This window comes from Vibrio cyclitrophicus (genome assembly GCA_023206055.1).
Classification (GTDB): domain Bacteria; phylum Pseudomonadota; class Gammaproteobacteria; order Enterobacterales; family Vibrionaceae; genus Vibrio; species Vibrio cyclitrophicus_A.
Genome location: CP065366.1, coordinates 2,020,158 through 2,041,318 on the forward strand (window position 1 = coordinate 2,020,158; position 21,161 = coordinate 2,041,318).

The 21,161-nt window shown below is 44.3% G+C and carries 18 protein-coding genes; 10 read left to right on the top strand and 8 right to left on the bottom strand.

Annotated elements, in window-relative coordinates; genetic code table 11:
• Positions 1 to 4 precede the first annotated feature (4 nt).
• The 3 genes from ITG09_09045 (at position 5) to ITG09_09055 (ending at position 2,926) form a co-directional block, all read left to right on the top strand.
• Entirely contained in the window at positions 5 to 1,525 is a 1,521-nt protein-coding gene (locus ITG09_09045; GenBank protein ID UPR50872.1) for a tripartite tricarboxylate transporter permease, read from the top strand.
• A 193-nt stretch (positions 1,526 to 1,718) separates the two neighbouring features.
• Complete coding sequence (locus ITG09_09050; protein ID UPR50873.1) at positions 1,719 to 2,477, top strand: sulfite exporter TauE/SafE family protein; 759 nt, start codon at positions 1,719 to 1,721, stop codon at positions 2,475 to 2,477.
• Between the two features lie 257 nt (positions 2,478 to 2,734).
• Positions 2,735 to 2,926: a hypothetical protein gene (locus ITG09_09055; protein UPR50874.1), complete on the top strand. Its 192-nt coding sequence runs from the start codon at positions 2,735 to 2,737 to the stop codon at positions 2,924 to 2,926.
• A 159-nt stretch (positions 2,927 to 3,085) separates the two neighbouring features.
• On the opposite strand, the gene ITG09_09060 is transcribed toward ITG09_09055, so the two are convergent.
• Entirely contained in the window at positions 3,086 to 3,499 is a 414-nt protein-coding gene (locus tag ITG09_09060) for a VF530 family DNA-binding protein (GenBank protein UPR50875.1), read from the bottom strand.
• A gap of 428 nt (positions 3,500 to 3,927) precedes the next feature.
• Between ITG09_09060 and ITG09_09065 the strand changes: the two genes are divergently transcribed.
• Positions 3,928 to 5,088 (top strand): HD domain-containing protein, encoded by a 1,161-nt coding sequence (locus ITG09_09065; GenBank protein UPR50876.1) that lies wholly within the window; start codon positions 3,928 to 3,930, stop codon positions 5,086 to 5,088.
• 122 nt (positions 5,089 to 5,210) lie between these two features.
• Here ITG09_09065 and gnd read toward each other — a convergent pair whose 3' ends face one another.
• From gnd to ITG09_09090, 5 genes are all read right to left on the bottom strand, one after another.
• Positions 5,211 to 6,659 (bottom strand): decarboxylating NADP(+)-dependent phosphogluconate dehydrogenase, encoded by a 1,449-nt coding sequence (gnd, locus tag ITG09_09070; GenBank protein UPR50877.1) that lies wholly within the window; start codon positions 6,657 to 6,659, stop codon positions 5,211 to 5,213.
• A gap of 28 nt (positions 6,660 to 6,687) precedes the next feature.
• The gene (gene pgl, locus ITG09_09075) at positions 6,688 to 7,404 is read right to left on the bottom strand and encodes a 6-phosphogluconolactonase (protein ID UPR53619.1); all 717 of its coding nucleotides are present in this window, start codon (positions 7,402 to 7,404) and stop codon (positions 6,688 to 6,690) included.
• On the bottom strand, positions 7,401 to 8,903 hold the full coding sequence (locus tag ITG09_09080; GenBank protein UPR53618.1) for a glucose-6-phosphate dehydrogenase: 1,503 nt from the start codon (positions 8,901 to 8,903) through the stop codon (positions 7,401 to 7,403). Before ITG09_09080 ends, pgl begins: the two co-directional genes overlap by 4 nt.
• A 454-nt stretch (positions 8,904 to 9,357) precedes the next feature.
• Positions 9,358 to 10,053, bottom strand: a complete 696-nt coding sequence (locus ITG09_09085) for a response regulator (GenBank protein ID UPR50878.1) — start codon at positions 10,051 to 10,053, stop codon at positions 9,358 to 9,360.
• A 68-nt stretch (positions 10,054 to 10,121) separates the two neighbouring features.
• Entirely contained in the window at positions 10,122 to 11,729 is a 1,608-nt protein-coding gene (locus ITG09_09090; protein UPR53620.1) for a sensor histidine kinase, read from the bottom strand.
• Positions 11,730 to 12,392: 663 nt separating this feature from the next.
• On the opposite strand from ITG09_09090, the gene ITG09_09095 reads away from it, so the two are divergent.
• The 6 genes from ITG09_09095 (at position 12,393) to ITG09_09120 (ending at position 19,789) form a co-directional block, all read left to right on the top strand.
• A complete protein-coding gene (locus tag ITG09_09095; protein UPR50879.1) occupies positions 12,393 to 12,620 on the top strand; it encodes a hypothetical protein in 228 nt (75 codons plus the stop codon).
• Between the two features lie 215 nt (positions 12,621 to 12,835).
• Positions 12,836 to 14,275 (top strand): TolC family protein, encoded by a 1,440-nt coding sequence (locus ITG09_09100; protein ID UPR50880.1) that lies wholly within the window; start codon positions 12,836 to 12,838, stop codon positions 14,273 to 14,275.
• Between the two features lie 3 nt (positions 14,276 to 14,278).
• Positions 14,279 to 15,253, top strand: a complete 975-nt coding sequence (locus tag ITG09_09105; protein UPR50881.1) for an efflux RND transporter periplasmic adaptor subunit — start codon at positions 14,279 to 14,281, stop codon at positions 15,251 to 15,253.
• A 7-nt stretch (positions 15,254 to 15,260) separates the two neighbouring features.
• Complete coding sequence (locus ITG09_09110) at positions 15,261 to 16,520, top strand: ABC transporter permease (GenBank protein ID UPR50882.1); 1,260 nt, start codon at positions 15,261 to 15,263, stop codon at positions 16,518 to 16,520.
• Positions 16,517 to 17,689, top strand: coding sequence for an ABC transporter permease (locus ITG09_09115; GenBank protein ID UPR50883.1), 1,173 nt, complete (start codon positions 16,517 to 16,519; stop codon positions 17,687 to 17,689). Before ITG09_09110 ends, ITG09_09115 begins: the two co-directional genes overlap by 4 nt.
• Positions 17,690 to 18,247: 558 nt before the next feature.
• Positions 18,248 to 19,789: an alanine:cation symporter family protein gene (locus tag ITG09_09120; protein ID UPR50884.1), complete on the top strand. Its 1,542-nt coding sequence runs from the start codon at positions 18,248 to 18,250 to the stop codon at positions 19,787 to 19,789.
• 117 nt (positions 19,790 to 19,906) lie between these two features.
• Here ITG09_09120 and ITG09_09125 read toward each other — a convergent pair whose 3' ends face one another.
• Both ITG09_09125 and ITG09_09130 read right to left on the bottom strand, forming a co-directional pair.
• Positions 19,907 to 20,083 carry a hypothetical protein gene (locus ITG09_09125; protein UPR50885.1) on the bottom strand — a complete coding sequence of 59 codons (177 nt, stop codon included), beginning with the start codon at positions 20,081 to 20,083 and terminating at the stop codon, positions 19,907 to 19,909.
• 342 nt (positions 20,084 to 20,425) lie between these two features.
• Positions 20,426 to 21,160: a chromosome partitioning protein ParA gene (locus ITG09_09130; GenBank protein UPR50886.1), complete on the bottom strand. Its 735-nt coding sequence runs from the start codon at positions 21,158 to 21,160 to the stop codon at positions 20,426 to 20,428.
• Position 21,161 lies beyond the last annotated feature (1 nt).

A 21,161-nucleotide genomic window follows, 5' to 3' on the forward strand; every position in this document is an offset into this window, starting at 1 on the left:
CATTATGTTAGATGGAATTTTACAAGGACTTTCGACCGCTGTGATGCCAATGAACATCATGATGGTAATTGTGGGCTGTTTCGTGGGCACCTTCATCGGGATGCTACCGGGACTCGGTCCAATTTCAGCAATCGCACTGATGATCCCTATCACTTATGGCCTAGACCCATCTTCTGGTCTTATTTTGATGGCCGGTGTTTACTACGGTGCGGTATTTGGTGGCTCAACGTCATCAATCTTAATCAATGCTCCGGGTTGTTCTTCTACGGTGGTAACGGCATTCGACGGCTACCCAATGGCGCAAAAAGGCCAAGCTGGTAAAGCCCTTGCCCTTGCAGCCTACTCTTCTTTTACTGGTGGTACGCTTTCTGCAATTATGCTGTTGATCGCAGCACCAGCTCTAGCAAGCGTGTCATTGAGCTTCCAGTCTTCTGACTACTTTGCACTGATGCTATTAGGTTTATCAGCAGTAGCGGCGTTTGCAGGCCCAGGTCAGGTAATCAAGGCTTGGATGATGACTATCTTAGGTTTGATGTTATCAACAGTGGGTATCGACAAAGGTGTCGGTGTAGAACGTTTCACATTTGGTCTAACGGATCTTATGGACGGATTCAGCTTCCTACTTCTTGCTATGGCAACCTTCGCTTTAGGTGAGACTTTAATGGGTATTTTGAAACCTGAGAAAGACACCAGCGGCGAAGAAAGCCAAAAGATGGCCGATATTGGCAGCATGAAAGTGACCAAAGAAGAGTTCAAAGAAGTCGCGCCCGTTTCGATTCGTTCTTCGATCCTTGGTTTCTTTACTGGTGTTCTACCTGGTGCTGGTGCAACGATTGCCGCGTTCTTAAGTTACGGTATGGAGCGTAGCCTCGCGCCAAAAGACAAACAGAAAGAATTTGGTAAAGGCAGTATTCGTGGTCTTGTTGCACCAGAATCAGCAAACAATGCCGCATCAAGTGGTTCATTCGTTCCACTACTGACGCTTGGTATTCCGGGGTCTGGTACTACAGCAATCATGTTAGGTGCATTGATTGCTTATGGTATTCAACCGGGTCCTCGCTTGTTTGTTGAACATCCAGATGTATTTTGGTCGGTGATTATCTCGATGTACTTTGGCAACATCGTACTGGTTATCTTGAACCTGCCGCTTATTCCTTACATCTCTAAGTTGCTGGCAGTACCAAGAACAGTACTACTGCCAATGATTATCTTCTTCTCAATCACCGGTGTGTACTTGGTGTCTTTCAACACGATGGATGTCTTTGTAATGCTAATTGTGGCAATGGTGGCGATCGCGTTAAGGCTGGCCAACTTCCCACTCGCACCGTTACTGCTTGGCTTCATATTAGGTGGTTTGATGGAAGAGAACTTGAGACGCGCACTGATGATCAGTGATGGTGAACTCAGCTTCCTTTGGGAACGTCCTATCACCATGACATTCACTATCTTGGCGGTATTGGTTCTCTCTAGTCCGATTCTCGTTAAGCTGTTCAAGAGCTTTAGAGCAAAACCAGTTGAAGTTTAGGCTGAGAACATCACTTACTTAAACTAAACAGAAGGAGCCTCAGGCTCCTTTTTTCGTATCCGTTAATTCAAAAAAACACAGATCTAAGATGGTAGCAAACTCACAATCCGACTCATGAAAAACACATATCCCTGATATTAAAAACAAAATCAAGTAAGGTGATTCATCATTTAACGCATTGGATTCTAAAACTATGGATTGGTTGATTCTATTCTTGTCAGGCGTGATTGGCGGCGTGCTTAACTCTATTGCAGGAGGAGGCAGCTTCATCACCTTCCCCGCTCTACTGTTTGCTGGCGTGCCTCCGATTGCGGCCAACGCGACCAATACCTTTGCTTCATGCGCTGGTTACATCAGTGGTGCTTATGCACTGCGCCATGAAATTCGATCTGGCACCAAACAACTCAAACTCGTTGTCGGGCTATGTGTAATAGGCGGCGGCATCGGTGCATTTTTACTACTACATACACCAGAAGCGTTGTTTACTCAATCCGTTCCTTGGTTATTGCTGTTCGCCGCTCTGCTTTTTACCTTTGGTGGCACACTCAATAAATGGCTAAAGAAAGTAACCGCTAAACATAAGCACGCCACCAGCGCAGGCGCGTTCTTTTCCGCCGTATTACTTTTGATCGTGTGTGTTTATGGTGGTTATTTTAATGCAGGCTTAGGCATTGTGACCTTGAGCTACTTGGCACTGGCAGGATATACCAATATCAACGTGATGAATGGCATCAAATTGTTGGTGTCGGCATGCGCGTCACTCGCGGCAATCGTGTTCTTTGTTGTGAATGGTTCGATTGATTGGCCGTCAGGCATGGCCGTTTTGTTTGGGACATTGGTCGGTGGTTACTATTCAGCAAAAGTTTCTCGCCGTATTCCTCAACAATATGTTCGTACCACAGTGATCATCGCGAGCTTTTTGATCACCGCTTACTTTTTTTATACCAACTAGATTCTATGCCTACTAGGTTTATGCTAACTAGACATTCGGTTCAATAAGGCTTGCAACTGGAAAGATAAAGCAAAAAGACTGCACCCTTCTCATACCTGCTTCGCTATTTTATTGCTTATAAAATAGCCAGAGCAAAATATGTGAGACGAGTCCTTTAATTAGTAAATTTGATAACAATTTAGACTATTTTTTAGCCTTTCTTTTACGGAAAGTAGGATAATTCTCTTGTCGAAAGTGAGACTTCATTAGGAGGCGTTATGAACATTAAACTCGGTCATGTCATGTCATCAAGTCGACTCATTTGCTTTATCGCTTTTCTTGCTGCCACATTCGCGTGGATCCTAAAAATGCCCGCTTTGTTCTCTGTGTCAGCATTATTCTTACTGGTCAGTGCGATCCTTTATCTCACCGATCTTTGGAAGAATCAAAGAAAGAACAGCGAAGCTTAGCCATTGACGGTTTACACCGAACGAATTAAAAAAGGAGCTCGTAGGCTCCTTTTGTGTTCTTCGCTTGTCTACTTAGTGTATTCGTTAACCACACCTAATAACGCCTGTTTATGAGCGACGCCATTTTTAACGCCGGCTCTTGCTAACGACGCCTTCTTATTAACGACGAAAGTTACGACCGTTACCGCCGCGGCGCTCTTTAAACGCAGACGCAGCTTTAGCTTGAGAAGCGTGGATAGACTCAACCGTTAGTTCCATTGGCTCACGAGGTTCTAGCCCATGGCGGAATGTACGTGAACGCGGAGGCATCTGGTACTCAATGTCCGATGCTTTAGGCATGCGCTTGAAACGGTAAAGGTAGAAGTTTTCAACCTTTTCACGAGCCCATTCGGTTTTCTTCAGGTATTTAACTGCGCTTGCCACTGTAGGCTTAGTATTAAAGCAGTTCATACGCATTGCCGCATCTAAAATTTCCCAACCATAATGGTCCACTAATTCAGTGATCATGGTTTCAAGCTTTAAGCCATGTAGCGGGTTATTTTGTTGCAGTTCGATTCTTTCTTCTTCAGTCATAACATTACCTTTTTCAAGGCAACTAAAGGCCTTGAATTTACTCTAGAACACCGTCATCACTGACCATTTCTAGCTCAATCACTTGGGCATTACATCCATTGCCCTTATTTATGCCTTTATGATGGCATAAAGCATACTCGTTATCCTATTTATCTTTGAAATTAATTTCGAATTGGTCACTTAACACCCTACCTTAGCTCGCTATACAGACTAAGACATTCTTCAAACAAAACTCCCCCGCAAAAGATATGAAACTGGTTTAACCTAACAAAACTTATAGTAACCGTATGCAAAATCCATGTATTTAGTGATGACATTAAAGTTTTTCAGTACGCAGTATTACATCTTAATAACACAATGCTATGGTTTTATTGAATATCGAAACGGTAAAAGACCGGATTAAACAATGACATAATTATAAGTAAAGGTTGGCTTGCCAAATGTTTGACTACTCACATTTCAGCAGAGCAGCGGCCCAAGACAAAGACATCGTCGCTATAGTCGATGATCTCTTTCAGCTAGCTCGTGAACACTACCCCATACTATCTCGGCTATCCGTGGTGCTATGCAGTGAAAATAAAGCATCTAATTATTTTGTATCAGATTCACTGTGCCAAAACGTCAAGCACCACTACATCGAACAAGAAATCAAACCCAACTCCGCTTTGAGTCGTCTAGCTGAATCATTGGAGACTAGAATTGTTGATGACCTCTCTTTGATCAATCCGACGAAGCAAATCTCTCATCTACTCGAGCTCGGTCACCAAAGTAGCTATACAACTCCAATCCACTACCAAGAGAGTAACCTCGGATTCGTTTTCATCAACGCATCATGCACTGACTTTTTTGCTAAGCAGACAATCCAAAGCGACATCGCCTACCTCACTCAAGCGATTTCGAACCTGTTTGTACAACTATTCGAACGTCAGCGTCATTTTCAATCCTCTTTAGCGGTCGCTCTAAACATGGGACATGCGCGCGACCCTGAAACCAAAGAACATCTGATTCGCATGGGAAAATACAGCGAGCAGCTCGCACGTACGCTTTCGCACAGTAACAATTCGATTACCCATCAGTTCGTTCACCGTATTCGCTTATATGCGCCATTTCACGACATTGGTAAGTACCGAATCCCAGATAACGTGTTATTCAGCACGGGGCGTTTCTCAGAAGAAGAAAGAGCCATAATGAACAACCACACCTTGTATGGTGAAGAGATGATTAACGATGTGGTGTCCCTCTCCCATCATTGCTCTATGTGTTCTGACGAAATTCAGTTCATTAAGAATATTGTACGTCATCACCACGAGCGGTTTGATGGTTCGGGGTTACCCGATGGTTTGAGTCATACTGCGATTCCGCTTGAAGCACGAATTGTAACGCTCGCGGATGTGTTTGACGCGCTGATGAGTAAAAGAGCCTATAAGCACGCATGGTCACTCGATGAAGTCATGGAGTACATTGAAGCGCACAACGGTTCGATGTTCGACCCTGAATGTGTTGAGGCCCTTAAACAGAACCTAGACGACTTTATGGCAATTCGAGAGCAATACAACGACGATGTAAAACCTCAAGCTATGATGGCTTAGCCTGAGTGAATTTCGAATGACTTATGCTAAATCGAAGCCAACAAAAAAGGATGCCTATTGGCATCCTTTTTTCTATTTACAGCTTAAAGAACAAACACGTTCTTACTGATTCTAACTAACGATTATACGTCGTAAGTTGTAGAAGCAGTGTCGCCGCCTGTACCAGTCCAGTTTGTGTGGAAGAATTCACCACGTGGACGGTCAGTACGCTCGTAAGTGTGAGCACCGAAGTAGTCACGTTGAGCTTGAAGCAGGTTCGCTGGTAGACGTGCTGTTGTGTAACCGTCTAGGAAAGATAGCGCAGAAATCGTACATGGCATTGGGATACCAGACTCTAGAGATTTCGCTGCTACTTTACGCCATGCTACTAGGCTGCCTTGTAGGATGTTTTTGAAGTACTCATCAGAACCTAGGAACGCGATGTCTGGGTTTGCTTCGTACGCATCACGGATGTTGCCTAGGAATGCAGAACGGATGATACAACCACCACGCCACATTAGTGCTACGTTACCGTAGTTTAGGTCCCAGCCGTTTTCGTTCGACGCTTCACGCATTAGCATGAAACCTTGAGCGTAAGAGATGATCTTAGAAGCCAGTAGAGCTTGACGTAGTGCGTCAACCCATTCTTGCTTGTCGCCTTCAACTGGAGTGATTGTCTTCTCAAACAAAGCTTCAGCTTCAACACGTTGGTCTTTAAGAGCAGACAGGCAACGAGAGAATACAGACTCAGAGATTAGAGTCAGTGGGATACCTAGGTCTAGTGCGTTGATACCAGTCCACTTACCAGTACCTTTTTGGCCTGCAGTGTCTAGGATCTTCTCAACTAGCGCTTCACCGTCTTCATCTTTGTAGCCAAGAATGTCAGCAGTAATTTCAACTAGGTAGCTGTCTAGCTCAGTTTTGTTCCAGTCAGCGAATACTGCTTGCATCTCGTCAGCAGACATACCTAGACCATCTTTCATGAACTGGTATGCTTCAGTGATAAGCTGCATGTCACCGTATTCGATGCCGTTGTGTACCATCTTAACGAAGTGACCAGCACCGTCGTTACCAACCCAGTCACAACAAGGCTCACCAGCGTCAGTTTTTGCAGAGATACCTTGGAAGATTGGCTTAACCGCTTCCCAAGCTTCAGCCGCGCCACCTGGCATGATTGAAGGACCGAAACGAGCACCTTCTTCACCACCAGAAACACCAGTACCGATGAAGTGGATGCCTTTCTCACGACAATGCGCTACACGACGGTTAGTGTCTGGGTAGTTAGTGTTACCACCATCAATGATGATGTCGCCTTCGTCTAGAAGTGGGATTAGGTTTTCGATGAACGTGTCTACAACGTCACCAGCACGAACCATAAGCATCACTTTACGTGGCGCTTCTAGCTTCTCAACTAGCTCTTCTAGAGAGTAAGCACCAACAATGTTAGTACCTTTAGCTGGGCCTTCTAGGAACTCGTCTACTTTAGCAGCAGTACGGTTATGAGCCACAACTTTGAAGCCGTGATCGTTCATGTTTAGGATAAGGTTCTGACCCATTACCGCTAGGCCAATTACACCGATATCACCTTTCATTATTTTATCTCCTTGCGGCTATTCGCACTTATGCGATAGCACTTGCTGCATTTGAATCTAGGAACCACTCTGTTTCGCCAGTTTTAGACTGGATTTTCGCTGCCGGGTAAGGCAACTCTGAAGCAGGAGTAGTATGAATTTCTTTAACGATCTCAACTTTACCTGCACCTAGTACTAGGTAGCTGATTCGTTTTGCTGCTTCTAAAACTTTCGCTGTTTTAGAAACTCGGATTTGACCAGACTCAGGGTGAGAAGCTAATACTGATAGGTTCTCATCTTGGTAGTCCGTTGCGCCCGGGAATAGTGAAGCTGTGTGACCGTCTGCACCAACACCAAGCAGAATCCAATCGAAGACAGGCGTGCCGTTTTCAGTTGGAATTACGCCTGCCATCTCTTTTGCGAAACGCTCTGCTTCTGCTTTAGGTTCATCTTCACCACGAATGCGGTGGATGTTTTCAGCAGGAAGGTTTACTTGAGTAAACAACAATGCATTCGCTTCACCGAAATTGCTTTCAGCGTCGTCTGGTGCAACGCAACGTTCGTCGCCCCACCAGAAGTGAAGGTTATTCCATTGAATACCTTCAGCGTAAGGCGCCTGCGCTAAAAGCTTGAAAAGCATTTTTGGCGTGCTGCCACCCGACAGTGAAATGTGAACAGGTGTGCCCTGCTCGCTGTATGCTTTCATTTCATTTGCTAGGTTTTCAACAACCAGTTCAGGCGTTGCAAAGATCTTGTGATTGATCATAGTTCGCAGTAATCCGTGTCTGTTAAGTTTTTGCATGGGAAACGCCATGCGCGGCCATCACGTTGCAGAAGTTCATCTGCTTCTTGTGGGCCCCAAGTACCACAAGCATAGCCAAACAGTGCTTGAGGATCTTGCTTGAAGTCTAAGATTGGTTGAACGTACTTCCAACATGCTTCTACTGCATCGGTACGTGCAAACAGAGTCGCATCACCGTTCAGTGCATCAAGAAGAAGACGCTCATAAGCCGTTAGCATCTGAGTTTCAGGCAAGTCAGAGTAAGAGAAGTTCATTTTCACTTCTTTTGCTTTGAAACCTGCACCTGGCTCTTTCAAACCAAAGCTCATCTGAATACCTTCATCCGGTTGGATACGGATAATCAGCTTGTTCTCAGGTGCATCTTGACCAAACACTGGGTGAGGCGTGTTCTTAAAGTGAATCACGATTTCCGTTACGCGCGTTGGTAAGCGTTTACCCGTACGTACGTAGAAAGGAACCCCATTCCAACGCCAGTTGTTGATGTGTGCTTTAAGACCAATGTACGTTTCAGTACGAGAGTCATCCGCAACACCCGGCTCTTCACGGTAACCAAGCAACTGCTGGCCGCGAACGTCTGACGCTGTGTATTGACCTAGCACTAAATCTTTACGCAGGTCGTCTTCTTCTAGCGGTTTGAGACACTGAAGAACTTTAACCACTTCGTCACGAATAGAATCAGCATTAATTTGAGCTGGTGGCTCCATACCAACCATTGCTAGCACTTGTAGCAGGTGGTTTTGGAACATGTCACGAACGGCGCCAGAACCGTCGTAGTACCCGCCACGCTCTTCTACGCCAAGGAACTCAGCACCTGTGATTTCAACGTATTCAATGAAGTTACGGTTCCACAGAGGTTCAAACATCGCGTTTGAGAAACGAAGCACTAGAAGGTTTTGTACCGTTTCTTTACCAAGGTAATGGTCGATACGGTAGATCTGGTGTTCTTGGAAGTGATGATGGATCTCTTCATCCAGCGCTTGAGCTGATGCTAGATCGTAACCAAATGGCTTCTCAATGATAAGACGACGCCAGCCGTTCTTTTCATCGTTCAGGCCATGCGCAGCAAGGTTTGCTGGGATCACACCGTAAAGGCTTGGCGGAGTTGCCAAGTAGAACAATGTGTTATGGTTTTCGAATTGGTAGTCTTGCTCAAGCTTATCCAGACGTTGTGCTAGACGAGCGTAATCGTCTACATCTGAAGTGTTGATCGCTTGGTAATGCAGATGTTCAATAAATGCATTCAGCGTCTCTGGCTCAGTTTTTTCCATTTCCTGAAGAGACTTCTTCAGCTTCTCACGGTAAGACTCGTCGCTGTACTCAGTACGGCTCACTCCAAGAATCGCAAAGGACTCTGGAAGTTGATTGCTAGCATACAGGTGGTACAAAGCAGGAATTAACTTGCGGTAAGTTAGATCTCCCGACGCACCAAAAATAACGATGCTGCTGTTTTCAGGTATTACCATCATCTTTCCTATAAAAACAAGGTTTTTAGTATTCGCCAAAGGTATCAGCGACATACGAAAATAGATAATAGGTCTTGGCTATTACATCAATAGCGAGAGCCTATTACACTTGAGAATGCGTTTGGTAAACGAGGGTGAATGCTATCACCTCTATTCGGGACAGTATTGTCTATGAGTATTTGATTTACATCAACCACTGTGAAAGCAATCGATTAAATATTGACTCATTTCGAACAAATTCTAATCGATAGCGAAGTTAATAAAGGTAGAAATAGCAGTAAATCGGCATTCTCAAACATTGTAGTAAAGAAAGAATGCCATCTGGTCTGTGGAGTGAGTGGTAGATTGGTATTAAAAAGTAAACCGTTCTTATTCAACTTGTTTTACAGTTGAAAAATTACAGGATTGTGTTTGTTGTTATCTGTCTTGTAGAAGTCACTATTATTGAGCGCGACTACTTTTTCGGCTTGTTGTAGCAACGTTCAGGACGACCAACGGTGCCGTAGTTTAAATCGGCAACTAACTCACCGGTCGTGATCAAGAATTCTAGGTAGCGTCTGGCCGTGGTTCGGCTAGCACCAATACGTTCACCCGCCTCATCCGCGGTAATATCAGCAATGTCGGCTTGTTGAAAAATGGCTCTAATTTTATCAAGCGTTACGCCATCGATCCCTTTCGGTAACGTAGAGACCTTTCGAGAGTCGGCCTTAGCATTCGCTTGCAGCATCTTGTCGACCAAGCCTTGGTTTAAGTCTGACACACTTTCAAATTCTTGTTGTTGCGATTGGTACTTTTTCAGCGCCGCTTCCAAGCGAGGAAACATCACTGGTTTGAGTAGATAGTCGACGACTCCACCGCGCATCGCTTGCTGAAGGGTGTCGACGTCTCGAGCTGCGGTAATCAGAATCACATCACAGCCCTGATTACTGCCACGAACGTGGTTCAAAATATCGAGCCCACACCCGTCCGGCAGATACACATCCAATAACACCAAATCAGGTTTTAAGATATCTAACTGCATTAACGCTTCAGACTGTGTGGTCGCAATCCCGACCACATCAAAGCCTCCCATCTGTTCTAAATAACGATGGTGAAGCTCTGCAATCGCAATATCATCTTCAATGACCATGACTCTCGTGGTTGCGTTCATTTATGTTCTTCCTTTAACCATGCTTTTCCGTCACGATGATCTTCGCAAGACCGCTTCGCGCTTAATTATTATTGTTCTTCTTTTGGCAGATAAACCGTCATACGTGACCCAAAATCGGGGTTATCAATCATTTCTAGCTGCCCTTGATAACGGTCAGCAAGTTGCTTAATAAGATACAAACCCACACCACGGTTTTGCTTCGCTTTGCTCGATACACCTTTTTCGGTCAGTGCGTTGGTTGCCAAGTGTTTTGGCAAACCACACCCTTTGTCTTCTACTTCTACGATAATTTCATTACCAAAATCACTGATTGAAACTTCAATTACCCGACGCGCTGGAGCAATTTGTCCCTCTTGCTTAATAACCGTCATCGTTGCATCAAAGGCGTTATCAATTAGGTTACCAAGAATTGTGACAACGTCATCCGCGTTTAACCAGCGAGGCAGAGCTTCAAGCCTTGAGCCTTCTTCGACCTTGAGCTCCAAACCTATTTCGCGCGCGCGCTCCGTTTTCCCTAAAAGCATGCCTGCAATGAGCGGGTCTTTAACGGTCTCACGCAAAAACTCGATCAAGCTTTGATAGTGCTCCGTTTCTTGGCCTATCAGTTGCTGAACTGAATCCAATTCGCCCATCTGAATCAAACCACTGATGGTGTTGAGCTTGTTTTGATGCTCGTGGGTTTGTGAACGCAGTAGATCAGCATACTCTTTGGTTTGTGAGAGCTGGTCTGTTAAGTCGTTGATTTCATCTCGCAATCGGAAACTGGATACCGCGCCGACCACTTCACCCGCTACTATAATTGGGCTACGGTTGGCAATGATTCGCTTATTGTTTAAATACAACTCTACATCGTGGTCAGTGTCACCCGTTGATAACAGCTGTTCTAAGTCACTGCCCACCAACACATCTGATAGACGTTGCTGATTGAGTGCTTTATCTCTATCTATAGACAAGATATCGCAGGCGCTTTTGTTTATTGAGCGCAAAATACCGTTCTTATCGATACTTAAAATGCCCTCTTTCACAGTACTCATGGTCACATCAAGTTCTACGTATAAGCGGCCAATTTCTTCTGGTTCAAAGCCCAAAATAGCGCGTTGAAAACGACGAGATACATAGCTTGAAATCAAAGCATTGACCGCAACCACCAGCAACGCCATCACAATCAAAAAGGCTAAGTAAGGCTCGATTCGATCTTGCAAAGAATCCAATAAGTAACCAACCGACACCACTCCAATAACGGTACCTTGGATGTCTTTAACCGCGGATTTACCACGAACTGAAAAACCAAGCGATCCTTTGGCCGTCGACACATAAGACTCACCCAACACCAAAGCCTTCTGATTGTCACCACCACGCATTGGTTTACCGAGCCTGTCATCATAAGGGTGAATCAGGCGGATACCTTTGTCATCTCCCACAACGATAAACGCCGCACCAATGAGCTGCGTGAGGTTACGAAATTTAATTTGGGTTTCTTCAGACAGAACGTAGGGAACGCCATTAGGGTCCAACGTTCCATTTTCTTGAATAATGCGGGTGACAAGTGGCGATTCAGATAGAAATTCAGCAACACCTAACGCTTTCAAACCCATCTCTTGCTCTTGAGATTGTTTGATGTAGTAAAAACCAGCCGCTGCAAGAATCAAAAGTTCAACAAGGCCTGTGACCGTCATGATAATCAGTAACCTTTTACGGAAACTGATACTGCTCCATTTCATATTCCATCGTCCCTAACGTTAGACGAACAATGTTAACACCAAGTTAATTGCATGACCTTTTTAGGTACGCGAATTTGTGACTGTTACTCAACTAAATAATTGAGCAGATTGTTAACTGATAATCCGGAACGCTGTTCATTTCGATCAATCGTTCACTTTTAGAACGGTTTAGCTTAAAAGCCAAAATAAACGAATAAATATTGAGCTAGATCACTAAGCTTTTAGGTGTTTTTTAGGTTGTTTAAAATAAATACAATTACAATGGTTGCATATGAAGAAGTTTATTGTTGCCAAGTTATAAATCATGATTTTCTGACAGCGCTTTAAATCGAAATTTCGATTAACAAAAAGACAACAAGCCTTCGCTCACTGGACGTATCTATAACTAAAAGTTGCACGCTCTGCGCTACGGTTGTTGAACAAACAGGTTATCTTTCTAACCTCATTCACACATCCTTATTTACACTAAAGGCCAGCATGACAACTCCGAGGTGCTTGATCAAATCAGCGCCCAATAATAAAACATTGATGAGCTGGAAGTATCGATCAGTGGCAACGTCCATTAGAAACAGGATAAAAAACATAACGTATAAACATTGTTGAAAAGGAAACCAGGCAATGAAACGCGATAACTTTGGAATTTGTCTTACTAAGACTATGCTGTTCAAACATTTACAATCGACTTTTACTCACGTAAGAGCCTATGAGAAAGATGGCACCTCCCCTCTCGATCTCAAGGTGTTGTTAGCATTCCCGCAAATGTCAGGTAGAGATTTATTACAAACAATGCAAGGTTCAAGACAGTTGGTATGGCGCGCCGATCACCATTGTCCTAGCTTTAAATAACCTACTTCATTTTGTAAAAACACTTCTATACTGAACTTAAAGAGCACGCTTCTGCGTGCTTTTTAAGTTTCATTTATCTTTGATATTCACCTCACTCAATCTTATTTACACTTGATTAACGAGTTATGAGAATTTCCATTCATATGAGACAATCTATTCAAGACAAATGACTATCGCCCTGTTAACATTAGAGTTAATGCTCTAATTGGTATTTAATGCAGATGACCAAACCAAAATTCCGATACCTTGCGCTCGCTAGTGTGCTCCTCTGCACATTCACGGCGCCAAGCTATGCTGCTTCGCTCACTTTCTCTGAAGCGTGGCAAATATTACAAGAAAACAACAACTCACTTGCGGCTCAACAAGCCAACGTTGAACGTTATCAACACCTTCAGAACTCAACAAGTAGCCTTAATCTGCCTTCGATCACCTTGGGGGCTAACTACACGCACCTTGATAGTGACGTAACCATCAATGGTGAACAGTTTTCAGATAGCTTGAGTGGACTGCCATTTCCAATACCACCCGGATTTGCTGGCCTACTTGGCGGTGTAACCTCCACCATTACCGAACAAGATATCTTCAGCTCTTCCATTCGTGCGGTGTGGCCTATCTTTACAGGTGGTCGAATTACCGCTGCGCAAAATGCGGCAGAAGGTAAAAGCGAAGAAGCGCAAAGCCAACTGTTGATGGAGAAACAAGCTCGCTACGAAGATTTAAGTAAGTATTACTTCTCGGTGATCTTAGCGGAAGACGTCGTGAAAACGCGTCAAGCCGTTGAAGCAGGCCTAACTCAACACCGTGATTTCGCCATTAAGCTTGAACAGCAAGGACAGATCGCACGAGTAGAACGTCTGCAAGCCGATGCTTCTTTAGATAAAGCGGTCGTTGAACGCACCAAGGCTGAGAATGACCTCAAAATTGCTCAGCTAGCACTAACTCAAATTCTTGGCCAAAGCCAGAGCGTTGAACCTTCAGAGCAACTGTTTATCAACAAGAACCTACCTCATATGGATGTGTTCATTGATCAAACACTGATGACCTACCCCGGCCTTAAGATCCTTGATGCGAAAGAGAAACAAGCGAGCAGCTTAATCAAAGCTGAAAAAGGCAAATACTACCCAGAAGTGTACCTTTACGGTGATTACAGCCTTTACGAAGACGACTCGCTAGCGAGTGAAATGAAACCAGATTGGTTAGTCGGCATTGGTGTGAACGTACCGCTACTTGACACTTCTGGCCGTTCCGACAAAGTCGCCGCCGCTCACAGTGCTGTATCACAGGTTCAATTCCTTAAGTCACAAGCCAAGCAAGACTTAACCGTATTGGTTCAAAAGACTTACCTTGAAGCAAAGCAAGCGATTGAAGAGGTTCAAGGCCTCAATTCAAGCCTCTCTTTGGCTGAAGAGAATCTATCGCTTCGTAAAAAGGCGTTCACTCAAGGGCTTTCTAACTCATTAGAAGTGGTTGATGCCGAGCTATATCTGGCGAGTATTAAAACCCAGCAATCGGCAGCGCGATTCAAATACCTAATCTCTCTCAACAAGCTGCTAGCGCTAACTAGCGAAATGAACGCTTACTCGAGTTACTTAACCTCTTCTGTTCCGTCTGATTTCGACTCAAAAACAGACAACGATAGCCAGTCAAAAGGATAATTCATGAAACCTATTAAGCCCCTTCTTCTATCTTTAGTTGGTATCGGCGTTATTGGCTGGGTCGGATACAGTTTCTACCAAGCTTATCAACCTCAGCCTGTTAAGCTTCAAGGTCAAATCGATGCACAGCAATACAGCATCTCATCGAAAGTACCCGGCAGAATTGATGAAATATTCGTACGTAAAGGTGACTCAGTTGAAAAAGGCGAATTGATCTTTTCTCTTCTTAGCCCTGAGATTGATGCGAAATTAGAACAAGCAAAAGCCGGTCAGAAAGCCGCTGGTGCGTTAGCACAAGAAGCAGAGAATGGCGCGCGTACTCAACAGATCCAAGCCGCTAAAGACCAATGGTTGAAAGCCAAAGCAGCTGCCGATCTGATGGACAAAACCTACCAACGTGTAAACAACCTTTACAACGATGGTGTCGTTGCCGAGCAAAAACGCGATGAAGCCAAAACACAGTGGCAAGCGGCGAAGTACACCGAAAGCGCTGCGTTCCAAATGTATCAATTAGCGCAAGAAGGTGCTCGTGACGAAACCAAAGTGGCAGCCGCTCAAAAAGCGTTAATGGCAGCGGGTGCGGTAGCGGAAGTTGAAGCTTACGCAAAAGACACACAGATCCACAGCTGGTTTAATGGCGAAGTCTCTCAGGTTCTATTGAGCAGCGGTGAACTCGCACCACAAGGCTTCCCTGTTGTGACTGTTATCGACACTAAGGATGCTTGGGCCGTGCTCAATGTTCGTGAAGATATGCTTAAACATTTCGAGAAAGGCAGCCAGTTTGAGGCGTATCTACCGGCTCTGGATAAATCATTAACTTTCCAGGTGACTCACATCGCCGTAATGGGTGATTTCGCAACTTGGCGTTCAACAGACGCAGCGCAAGGCTTTGACTTACGTACTTTTGAAGTAGAAGCGCACCCTGTCGATACGAGCGAAACACTGCGTATGGGCATGAGCCTAGTGGTTGAGCTTTAGGTGACGTATGTCTGCTAACTTTCGGTCTATCGGCTCGCGATCTACAGACTCGCAATCTAGAAGCTCACAACCTATGTGTTCGCAATCCCCTGAGCATCATAGAGCGAAGAATACCTTGCTTAGGCAGTGGGCGATTGTCCGCAAGGACAAATGGTTGTTGTCTTGCTTAACTTGGATCCCTTTGCTGCTTGCTGCCAGTATCTGGCTGATTTTTTCGCAAGGGATCGCTCGTGACTTACCGGTTGCCGTTGTCGACCTTGAGCACAGTCAAATCTCGCAACAGTTCACACGTCTTGTTGATGCGTCACCAACGCTGCAAGTCACTCAGAAATACAGCTCGGCGAGTGATGCGGCGAAAGCGATGATCGAACGAGATATCTATGGTTACGTTGTGATACCAAGGCACTTCGACCGAGACCTTCTACTCGGTTTAAACCCGCAAGTGTCTGTGTTCTATAACAGCCAATTTATCTTGATCGGTAAGCTGGTGAACTCTGCATTGCTGCAGGCTCAAGGGACTTTTAACGCGCAGCTTGAAGTCGTTAAACAGCTGTCACACGGTGATACCACGGTGCAATCAGCATTAGGCCAAGCAGTAACAGTGCAAAGCCAGATCACGCCATTGTTCAACAAGAACACCAGTTATGCTCAGTTCTTGGTGTCTGCGGTTATTCCTGCACTATGGCAGATCATGATTGTAGTGGGCACGATATTGGTTTTGACGGCGAACGTTAGAGCTCGTGGCCTTCACGCTTGGTTATCCAACGCCCCGATGAAGTCACTCGCATCAACATTAACGCCCTACCTTGTCTTGTTTTTGATGTTTGGTATCGCGTTTAGCTTTTGGTTCTATGTACTCTTAGACTGGCCGTTTAACGGCAGCTTTATAGCATTGACCATTGCCCAACTGCTTACAGTGATCAGTTGTATCATCATGGGTTGTTTGTTTTTCTTCTTAACACTTGATCCTGCAAGGGCGATGAGTTTCGCTGGCGCATTTACGGCACCAAGTTTTGCGTTCATGGGCATTACCTTTCCAGTAACAGACATGAACACGGCTGCTCAAATTTGGAGAAGCTTGTTGCCAGTGAGTCATTACATCGAAGTACAAACAGCACAGTCTAGTTATGGCGTAAGCGCAGCACAGTCTTTGATCAGCCTTTCATCTATGTTGTGGTACGCGGTTCCTGCTTTCGTGGTGATGTTGTTAATTAAAAAACACTTGGCACAGCCAGAAGCATCAGCACAACAAGGAGTACAACGATGAGCTTTACTCAACTGATCAAGCAAGAACTCTTAGCGGTACTGCGCAATCCTGTCGTGCTTCTTACGGTATTTGGTGGTGTGGTCTTCTATTCATTCTTATATCCATTGCCTTACGCGAACCAAGTCCCTCAACAGCTTAAAGCTTCCGTTGTGAACTTGGATAAGAGTCAAAGCAGCTACCAATTAGAGCGTATGGTGGATGCCACCTCTCAAATCGAATTGGTCCGTCGAGACTCGACCATCGCCGATGCTAAACAAGCCGTACTTAACCAAGAGATTGGCGGGTTCCTCGTCATTCCAGAAGACTTCTATAAAGACTTGCTGCTCGGTAAGAGCCCGACGCTTTCTTACGCTGGCGATGCTTCTTACTTCTTGGTATACGGAACCATTGTTGAAGGGCTTGCCAAAGCTGGAGGCACGTTAGCTGCACAAGTTAAGGTCAGCCACTTGTTAGTCGAAGGTGTGCCTTTAGAATCGGCAGCCAAAGGCTACAGTGCATTCAGCTTGAACCTGAAACCAACGTTTAATAGTCGCATGGGATACATCGATTACGTAGTTCCAGCCGTCTTTGTGTTGATCCTGCAACAAACCTTAGCCATGGCTTCAGGTTTAGTGGGGGCAACCCAAAACGCTCAATCGACATTTGGATACTGGAGTAAAACCTCTCCAGCGAAATTGATGCTTGCTCGCTGTTGTACCCTAGTCGGCATTTATTACTTGTTGTCGATGTACTATTTCGGCGCTAGCTTTTCGATGTATGGGATAAATCTGCTCGCTTCAACAACACAGATCTTAACCTTACTTCTACCCTTCTTACTGGCCAGCTGTTTGATCGGGATTTTTATTGGTGAACTAGTGCCACGAAGAGAGCTAGTCACGGTTGTGGTGTTAATAAGTTCAATGCCACTGATCTTCTCTTCAGGTTTTATCTGGCCAGTAGAAATGATGCCTGGATGGTTAGTTCTGTTATCACAGCTGTTCCCAAGTACGCCGGCTATCCAAGGTTTCTTAGCACTTAATCAGATGGGTGCATCTTGGCAAGAAGTGGCATCTCAATGGACATTGCTATGGGGACAGGTTTTATTATGGGGTTCGTTATTGGCATTTAAGCTCTACCACAAATCCAGCAAAAGCACGGTTGGCAATAGCAATAGTCATCGAGCCGTTTAGTTTTATGGTCTAGCGAAAAATCACTAAGACTTCCTGTTCATCGTGACATTAAAAAGCTCTGATAAAGAGCTTTTTTCTTACTCTCGGGCTGACAAGCCCTCAACCATCGAATTGCTTAAACACCTCCAAAGCATATCTAATATTCAAACTTCCCCTACGCCCCTATTATCCATCACTCTGAACTCGCCTTCATCCGCCTCTATAACAGCTACTGCATATACTTTTTCCAGTCTAAAAAGCGTCGACTTATTCCCAAACAATGACAAAACCCGAACAATTGTAAATTTATTGTAAAAATTTCTTTGTTCGTATTATTTTTATGTATAGGATTATCAGTAGGACTTGGCAGACCGAATACCATAGTCTTATTGGTGCACATACCAAAAGGATATCCATATAAAGCAAGAACAGTACTTATATTTGTTTCGTTTTTCGACCTAGCTACAGCCGTTTATGTTGCCGTTGAATGAAGTAGATATACCGCTGAAAATATACAAATCAAATAGAAAACAAACACAACAGCAACAAACATAATTTATTAAAAAGACAGGGAAAACCATGAAAAACATACGTGAATTATTTTTTGGGTTTATATTATTGTTTAGTTCCAGTGCATTTGCAGAAGAAGGATCATTTAACCAAACGATCAGTAACTTAAGTCAAAGTGTTGATGGATTTTTCAACGAATACACAGGTTGGTTCGTTGGGCTGATATTTAAAAGTGTACCGATTGGTGAAGCTAACTTTCCAGTGATTGTTGGTTGGCTCTTACTCGCTGCGATCATCTTTACTGTTTATTTTGGCTTTGTTCAATTTAAACGAGTTGGCATGGCGATAGACATTATCAAAGGTAAGTATACCGACCCTAACTCGAAAGAGGATGGCGAGGTTTCTCACTTTCAAGCGTTAACAACAGCGCTTTCTGGTACTGTCGGGCTTGGTAACATTGCCGGTGTAGGTGCTGCACTTGCGATTGGTGGTCCTGGCGCGACATTCTGGATGATCTTGTGTGGTCTTCTGGGTATGGCTTCTAAGTTCTGTGAGTGTACCTTAGGTGTGAAATACCGAACTATCCTACCTTCAGGTGTCGTTTCAGGTGGTCCAATGTACTACCTAAGCCAAGGTCTTGGTGAAAGAGGTTTAGGTGGTCTAGGCAAAGTACTTGCTATCGGTTTTGCATTAATGTGTATTTTAGGTGCATTGGGCGGCGGTAACATGTTCCAAGCTAACCAAGCACACGCGATGTTAACTTACGCATTTGATGTACCGAGCGAGTACGGTGTGATCACTGGTCTTGTACTAGCAGCTTTGGTTTTCTCTGTGATTGTTGGTGGTATGCCTTCTATTGCATCGGTTACGGAAAAAGTTGTTCCTTGGATGGCTGCTCTGTATATCGGTATGGCTGTGATTGTTATCGGTTCTAACCTTGATCAAGTTGGTCCTGCGTTCAGCGCAATCTTTACAGGTGCATTTACTGGTGAAGGTGTCGTTGGTGGATTCATTGGTGCGTTAATTCAAGGCTTGAAGCGTGCAACGTTCTCGAACGAAGCAGGTGTAGGTTCAGCAGCAATCGCTCACTCAGCGGTTAAAACAAAAGAGCCAATCACCGAAGGTCTAGTATCACTATTAGAACCGTTCGTTGATACGGTAATCATTTGTACTATGACCGCATTGGTTATCACTATCGCTGGCTTAAACGTAGGTCCATTCGATGGTTCTGGTTTAACGGGTGTAACGCTTACTGCGGCATCGTTTACTGAAACGGCAGAAGTGTTCAAATACACACTCGCTCTAGCGGTAATCATGTTTGCGTTTTCTACCATGATTTCTTGGTCGTACTATGGGCTTAAGGCTTGGACTTACCTATTTGGTGAAGGCAAAACAACGGAACTGATTTTCAAAGTGATTTTCTGTGTGTTTGTTGTGATTGGTGCGACAATTCAATTTGGCGCGGTAATCGACTTCTCTGATGCGGCTATCTTTGCGATGTCTATCTTCAACATTCTTGGTCTGTACTTCTTGATGCCGGTTGTGAAGAAAGAACTGCAATCATTTGTTGCCCGTGTGAAATCAGGCGAAATCAAGACTTACGATAAATAGTGTTTCGTCAATAAGTTATCGTCGAATAACGCTGTTCTAAAAATTTTTGTAATACCCTTTGCTTGAGAAAGCGAGAACAGTACTACAATTAATCTAAAATCCCTACTGGCTTAAGGTTTAGCTCGTAGGGATTTTTGTATCTGGATTTTCTTGTTCAAGCCGGTCAGGATCTTGGTTTACTTTTTTGCGATCCACCAGCTCTTCTACTTCAATCATTTCACGTTGCGCTAATGGCGAATTACAATCATCGAAGCAATAGGCTACGGTGCAGCTCTCACACAGATATTCGTTCATGGTTTAATCCCTGTCCATTGAGATGGTCTAATCACAGAATGACAACAGACCGCGTGTTTATCCTAGAACATCGCTATTATGCTGTTTCTCAACCCTATAAATATGCGTGCAAAGTCACCAAAATATTCAATTAGTCACATATTAAAACCATTTTACGGCTCTAATCACGAATAGCTTGGTAATAGTGTGAAAACGGGTCTTCAATGTATGGCTCTCCTAGCTAGTCATACATTGCGCAGTTCCCCTAAAAAATTAATCTGGAACGAAAAACGCCCACACCATTTTCATGATGTGGGCGTTTGAATAGCTGCCGCTAAAAACAAATGAATTAAAGGTTTGAGCTTATAAACCCATCTCTTCGGTTAGCGTTTTGATTTGCTTGAGATCCATGGTGTGAACCTCAATCATTTGTCTGATGTCACTTAGACGAGAGTTCGCATTATCTTGCTTCTCACACGCGTCAGACTTCGCATCCCATGATGTGCCATCTAAGTAAACATCACACGCTTTCTTAAGAGAACTAAGGTTCTTCTCGAGTTGATCTCTTTCTTTCTCAAGCTTTTCAAGTTCTTGAGAAATTTGTAATTCTTTTCGGAAAACTTCACGCGAACGCTCAAACAAAGTCGACTGCATGTCAGCCTGACGATTAAGTTTCTGGTTGTCTTGCTGAGTTTGCTCTAACGTTTGCTTCTGTTCATTTAGCTGTTGTTCTAACGAGTAGTTTGCCTTCTCTAAAACCGAAGACTGTTTCGCTAATTCTTCGAGTTCTTTTTGATGTTCTTCTGTTTGTTTAACTAAAGCGGCTTCTACTTTCGCGTCGATTTCGGTATCGACTTTAGCTACTTTCGCTTCAACGGATGTCATCAATTCGGTTTTGCTATCACGCAGTTCTTGATAACGAGTTTCGAGTACCTGATAAGTGGACTCCCACTTGGAAGCCGTTACTGTAGAGCCGATTAAGCCACCTAACGCCAAACCTATAACCGCAGCAATGCCGATATAGAACTGACTGCGCTTATCGCGTTCTTCAATAACAACCACTTCATCTTGTTCGCTTTGTCCAGATTGCTGGTTCACT

Bases quoted from the DNA above. Each gene is read 5' to 3' on its own strand.
- ITG09_09060 (UPR50875.1), bottom strand. From the start codon at position 3,499: ATGACTGAAGAAGAAAGAATCGAACTGCAACAAAATAACCCGCTACAT.
- ITG09_09085 (UPR50878.1), bottom strand. From the start codon at position 10,053: ATGAACGCAACCACGAGAGTCATGGTCATTGAAGATGATATTGCGATT.
- ITG09_09120 (UPR50884.1), top strand. From the start codon at position 18,248: ATGAAAAACATACGTGAATTATTTTTTGGGTTTATATTATTGTTTAGT.
- ITG09_09080 (UPR53618.1), bottom strand. From the start codon at position 8,903: ATGGTAATACCTGAAAACAGCAGCATCGTTATTTTTGGTGCGTCGGGA.
- ITG09_09105 (UPR50881.1), top strand. From the start codon at position 14,279: ATGAAACCTATTAAGCCCCTTCTTCTATCTTTAGTTGGTATCGGCGTT.
- gnd (UPR50877.1), bottom strand. From the start codon at position 6,659: ATGAAAGGTGATATCGGTGTAATTGGCCTAGCGGTAATGGGTCAGAAC.
- ITG09_09115 (UPR50883.1), top strand. From the start codon at position 16,517: ATGAGCTTTACTCAACTGATCAAGCAAGAACTCTTAGCGGTACTGCGC.
- ITG09_09050 (UPR50873.1), top strand. From the start codon at position 1,719: ATGGATTGGTTGATTCTATTCTTGTCAGGCGTGATTGGCGGCGTGCTT.
- ITG09_09100 (UPR50880.1), top strand. From the start codon at position 12,836: ATGCAGATGACCAAACCAAAATTCCGATACCTTGCGCTCGCTAGTGTG.
- ITG09_09095 (UPR50879.1), top strand. From the start codon at position 12,393: ATGAAACGCGATAACTTTGGAATTTGTCTTACTAAGACTATGCTGTTC.
- ITG09_09125 (UPR50885.1), bottom strand. From the start codon at position 20,083: ATGAACGAATATCTGTGTGAGAGCTGCACCGTAGCCTATTGCTTCGAT.
- ITG09_09055 (UPR50874.1), top strand. From the start codon at position 2,735: ATGAACATTAAACTCGGTCATGTCATGTCATCAAGTCGACTCATTTGC.
- ITG09_09110 (UPR50882.1), top strand. From the start codon at position 15,261: ATGTCTGCTAACTTTCGGTCTATCGGCTCGCGATCTACAGACTCGCAA.
- ITG09_09045 (UPR50872.1), top strand. From the start codon at position 5: ATGTTAGATGGAATTTTACAAGGACTTTCGACCGCTGTGATGCCAATG.
- ITG09_09090 (UPR53620.1), bottom strand. From the start codon at position 11,729: ATGACGGTCACAGGCCTTGTTGAACTTTTGATTCTTGCAGCGGCTGGT.
- pgl (UPR53619.1), bottom strand. From the start codon at position 7,404: ATGATCAATCACAAGATCTTTGCAACGCCTGAACTGGTTGTTGAAAAC.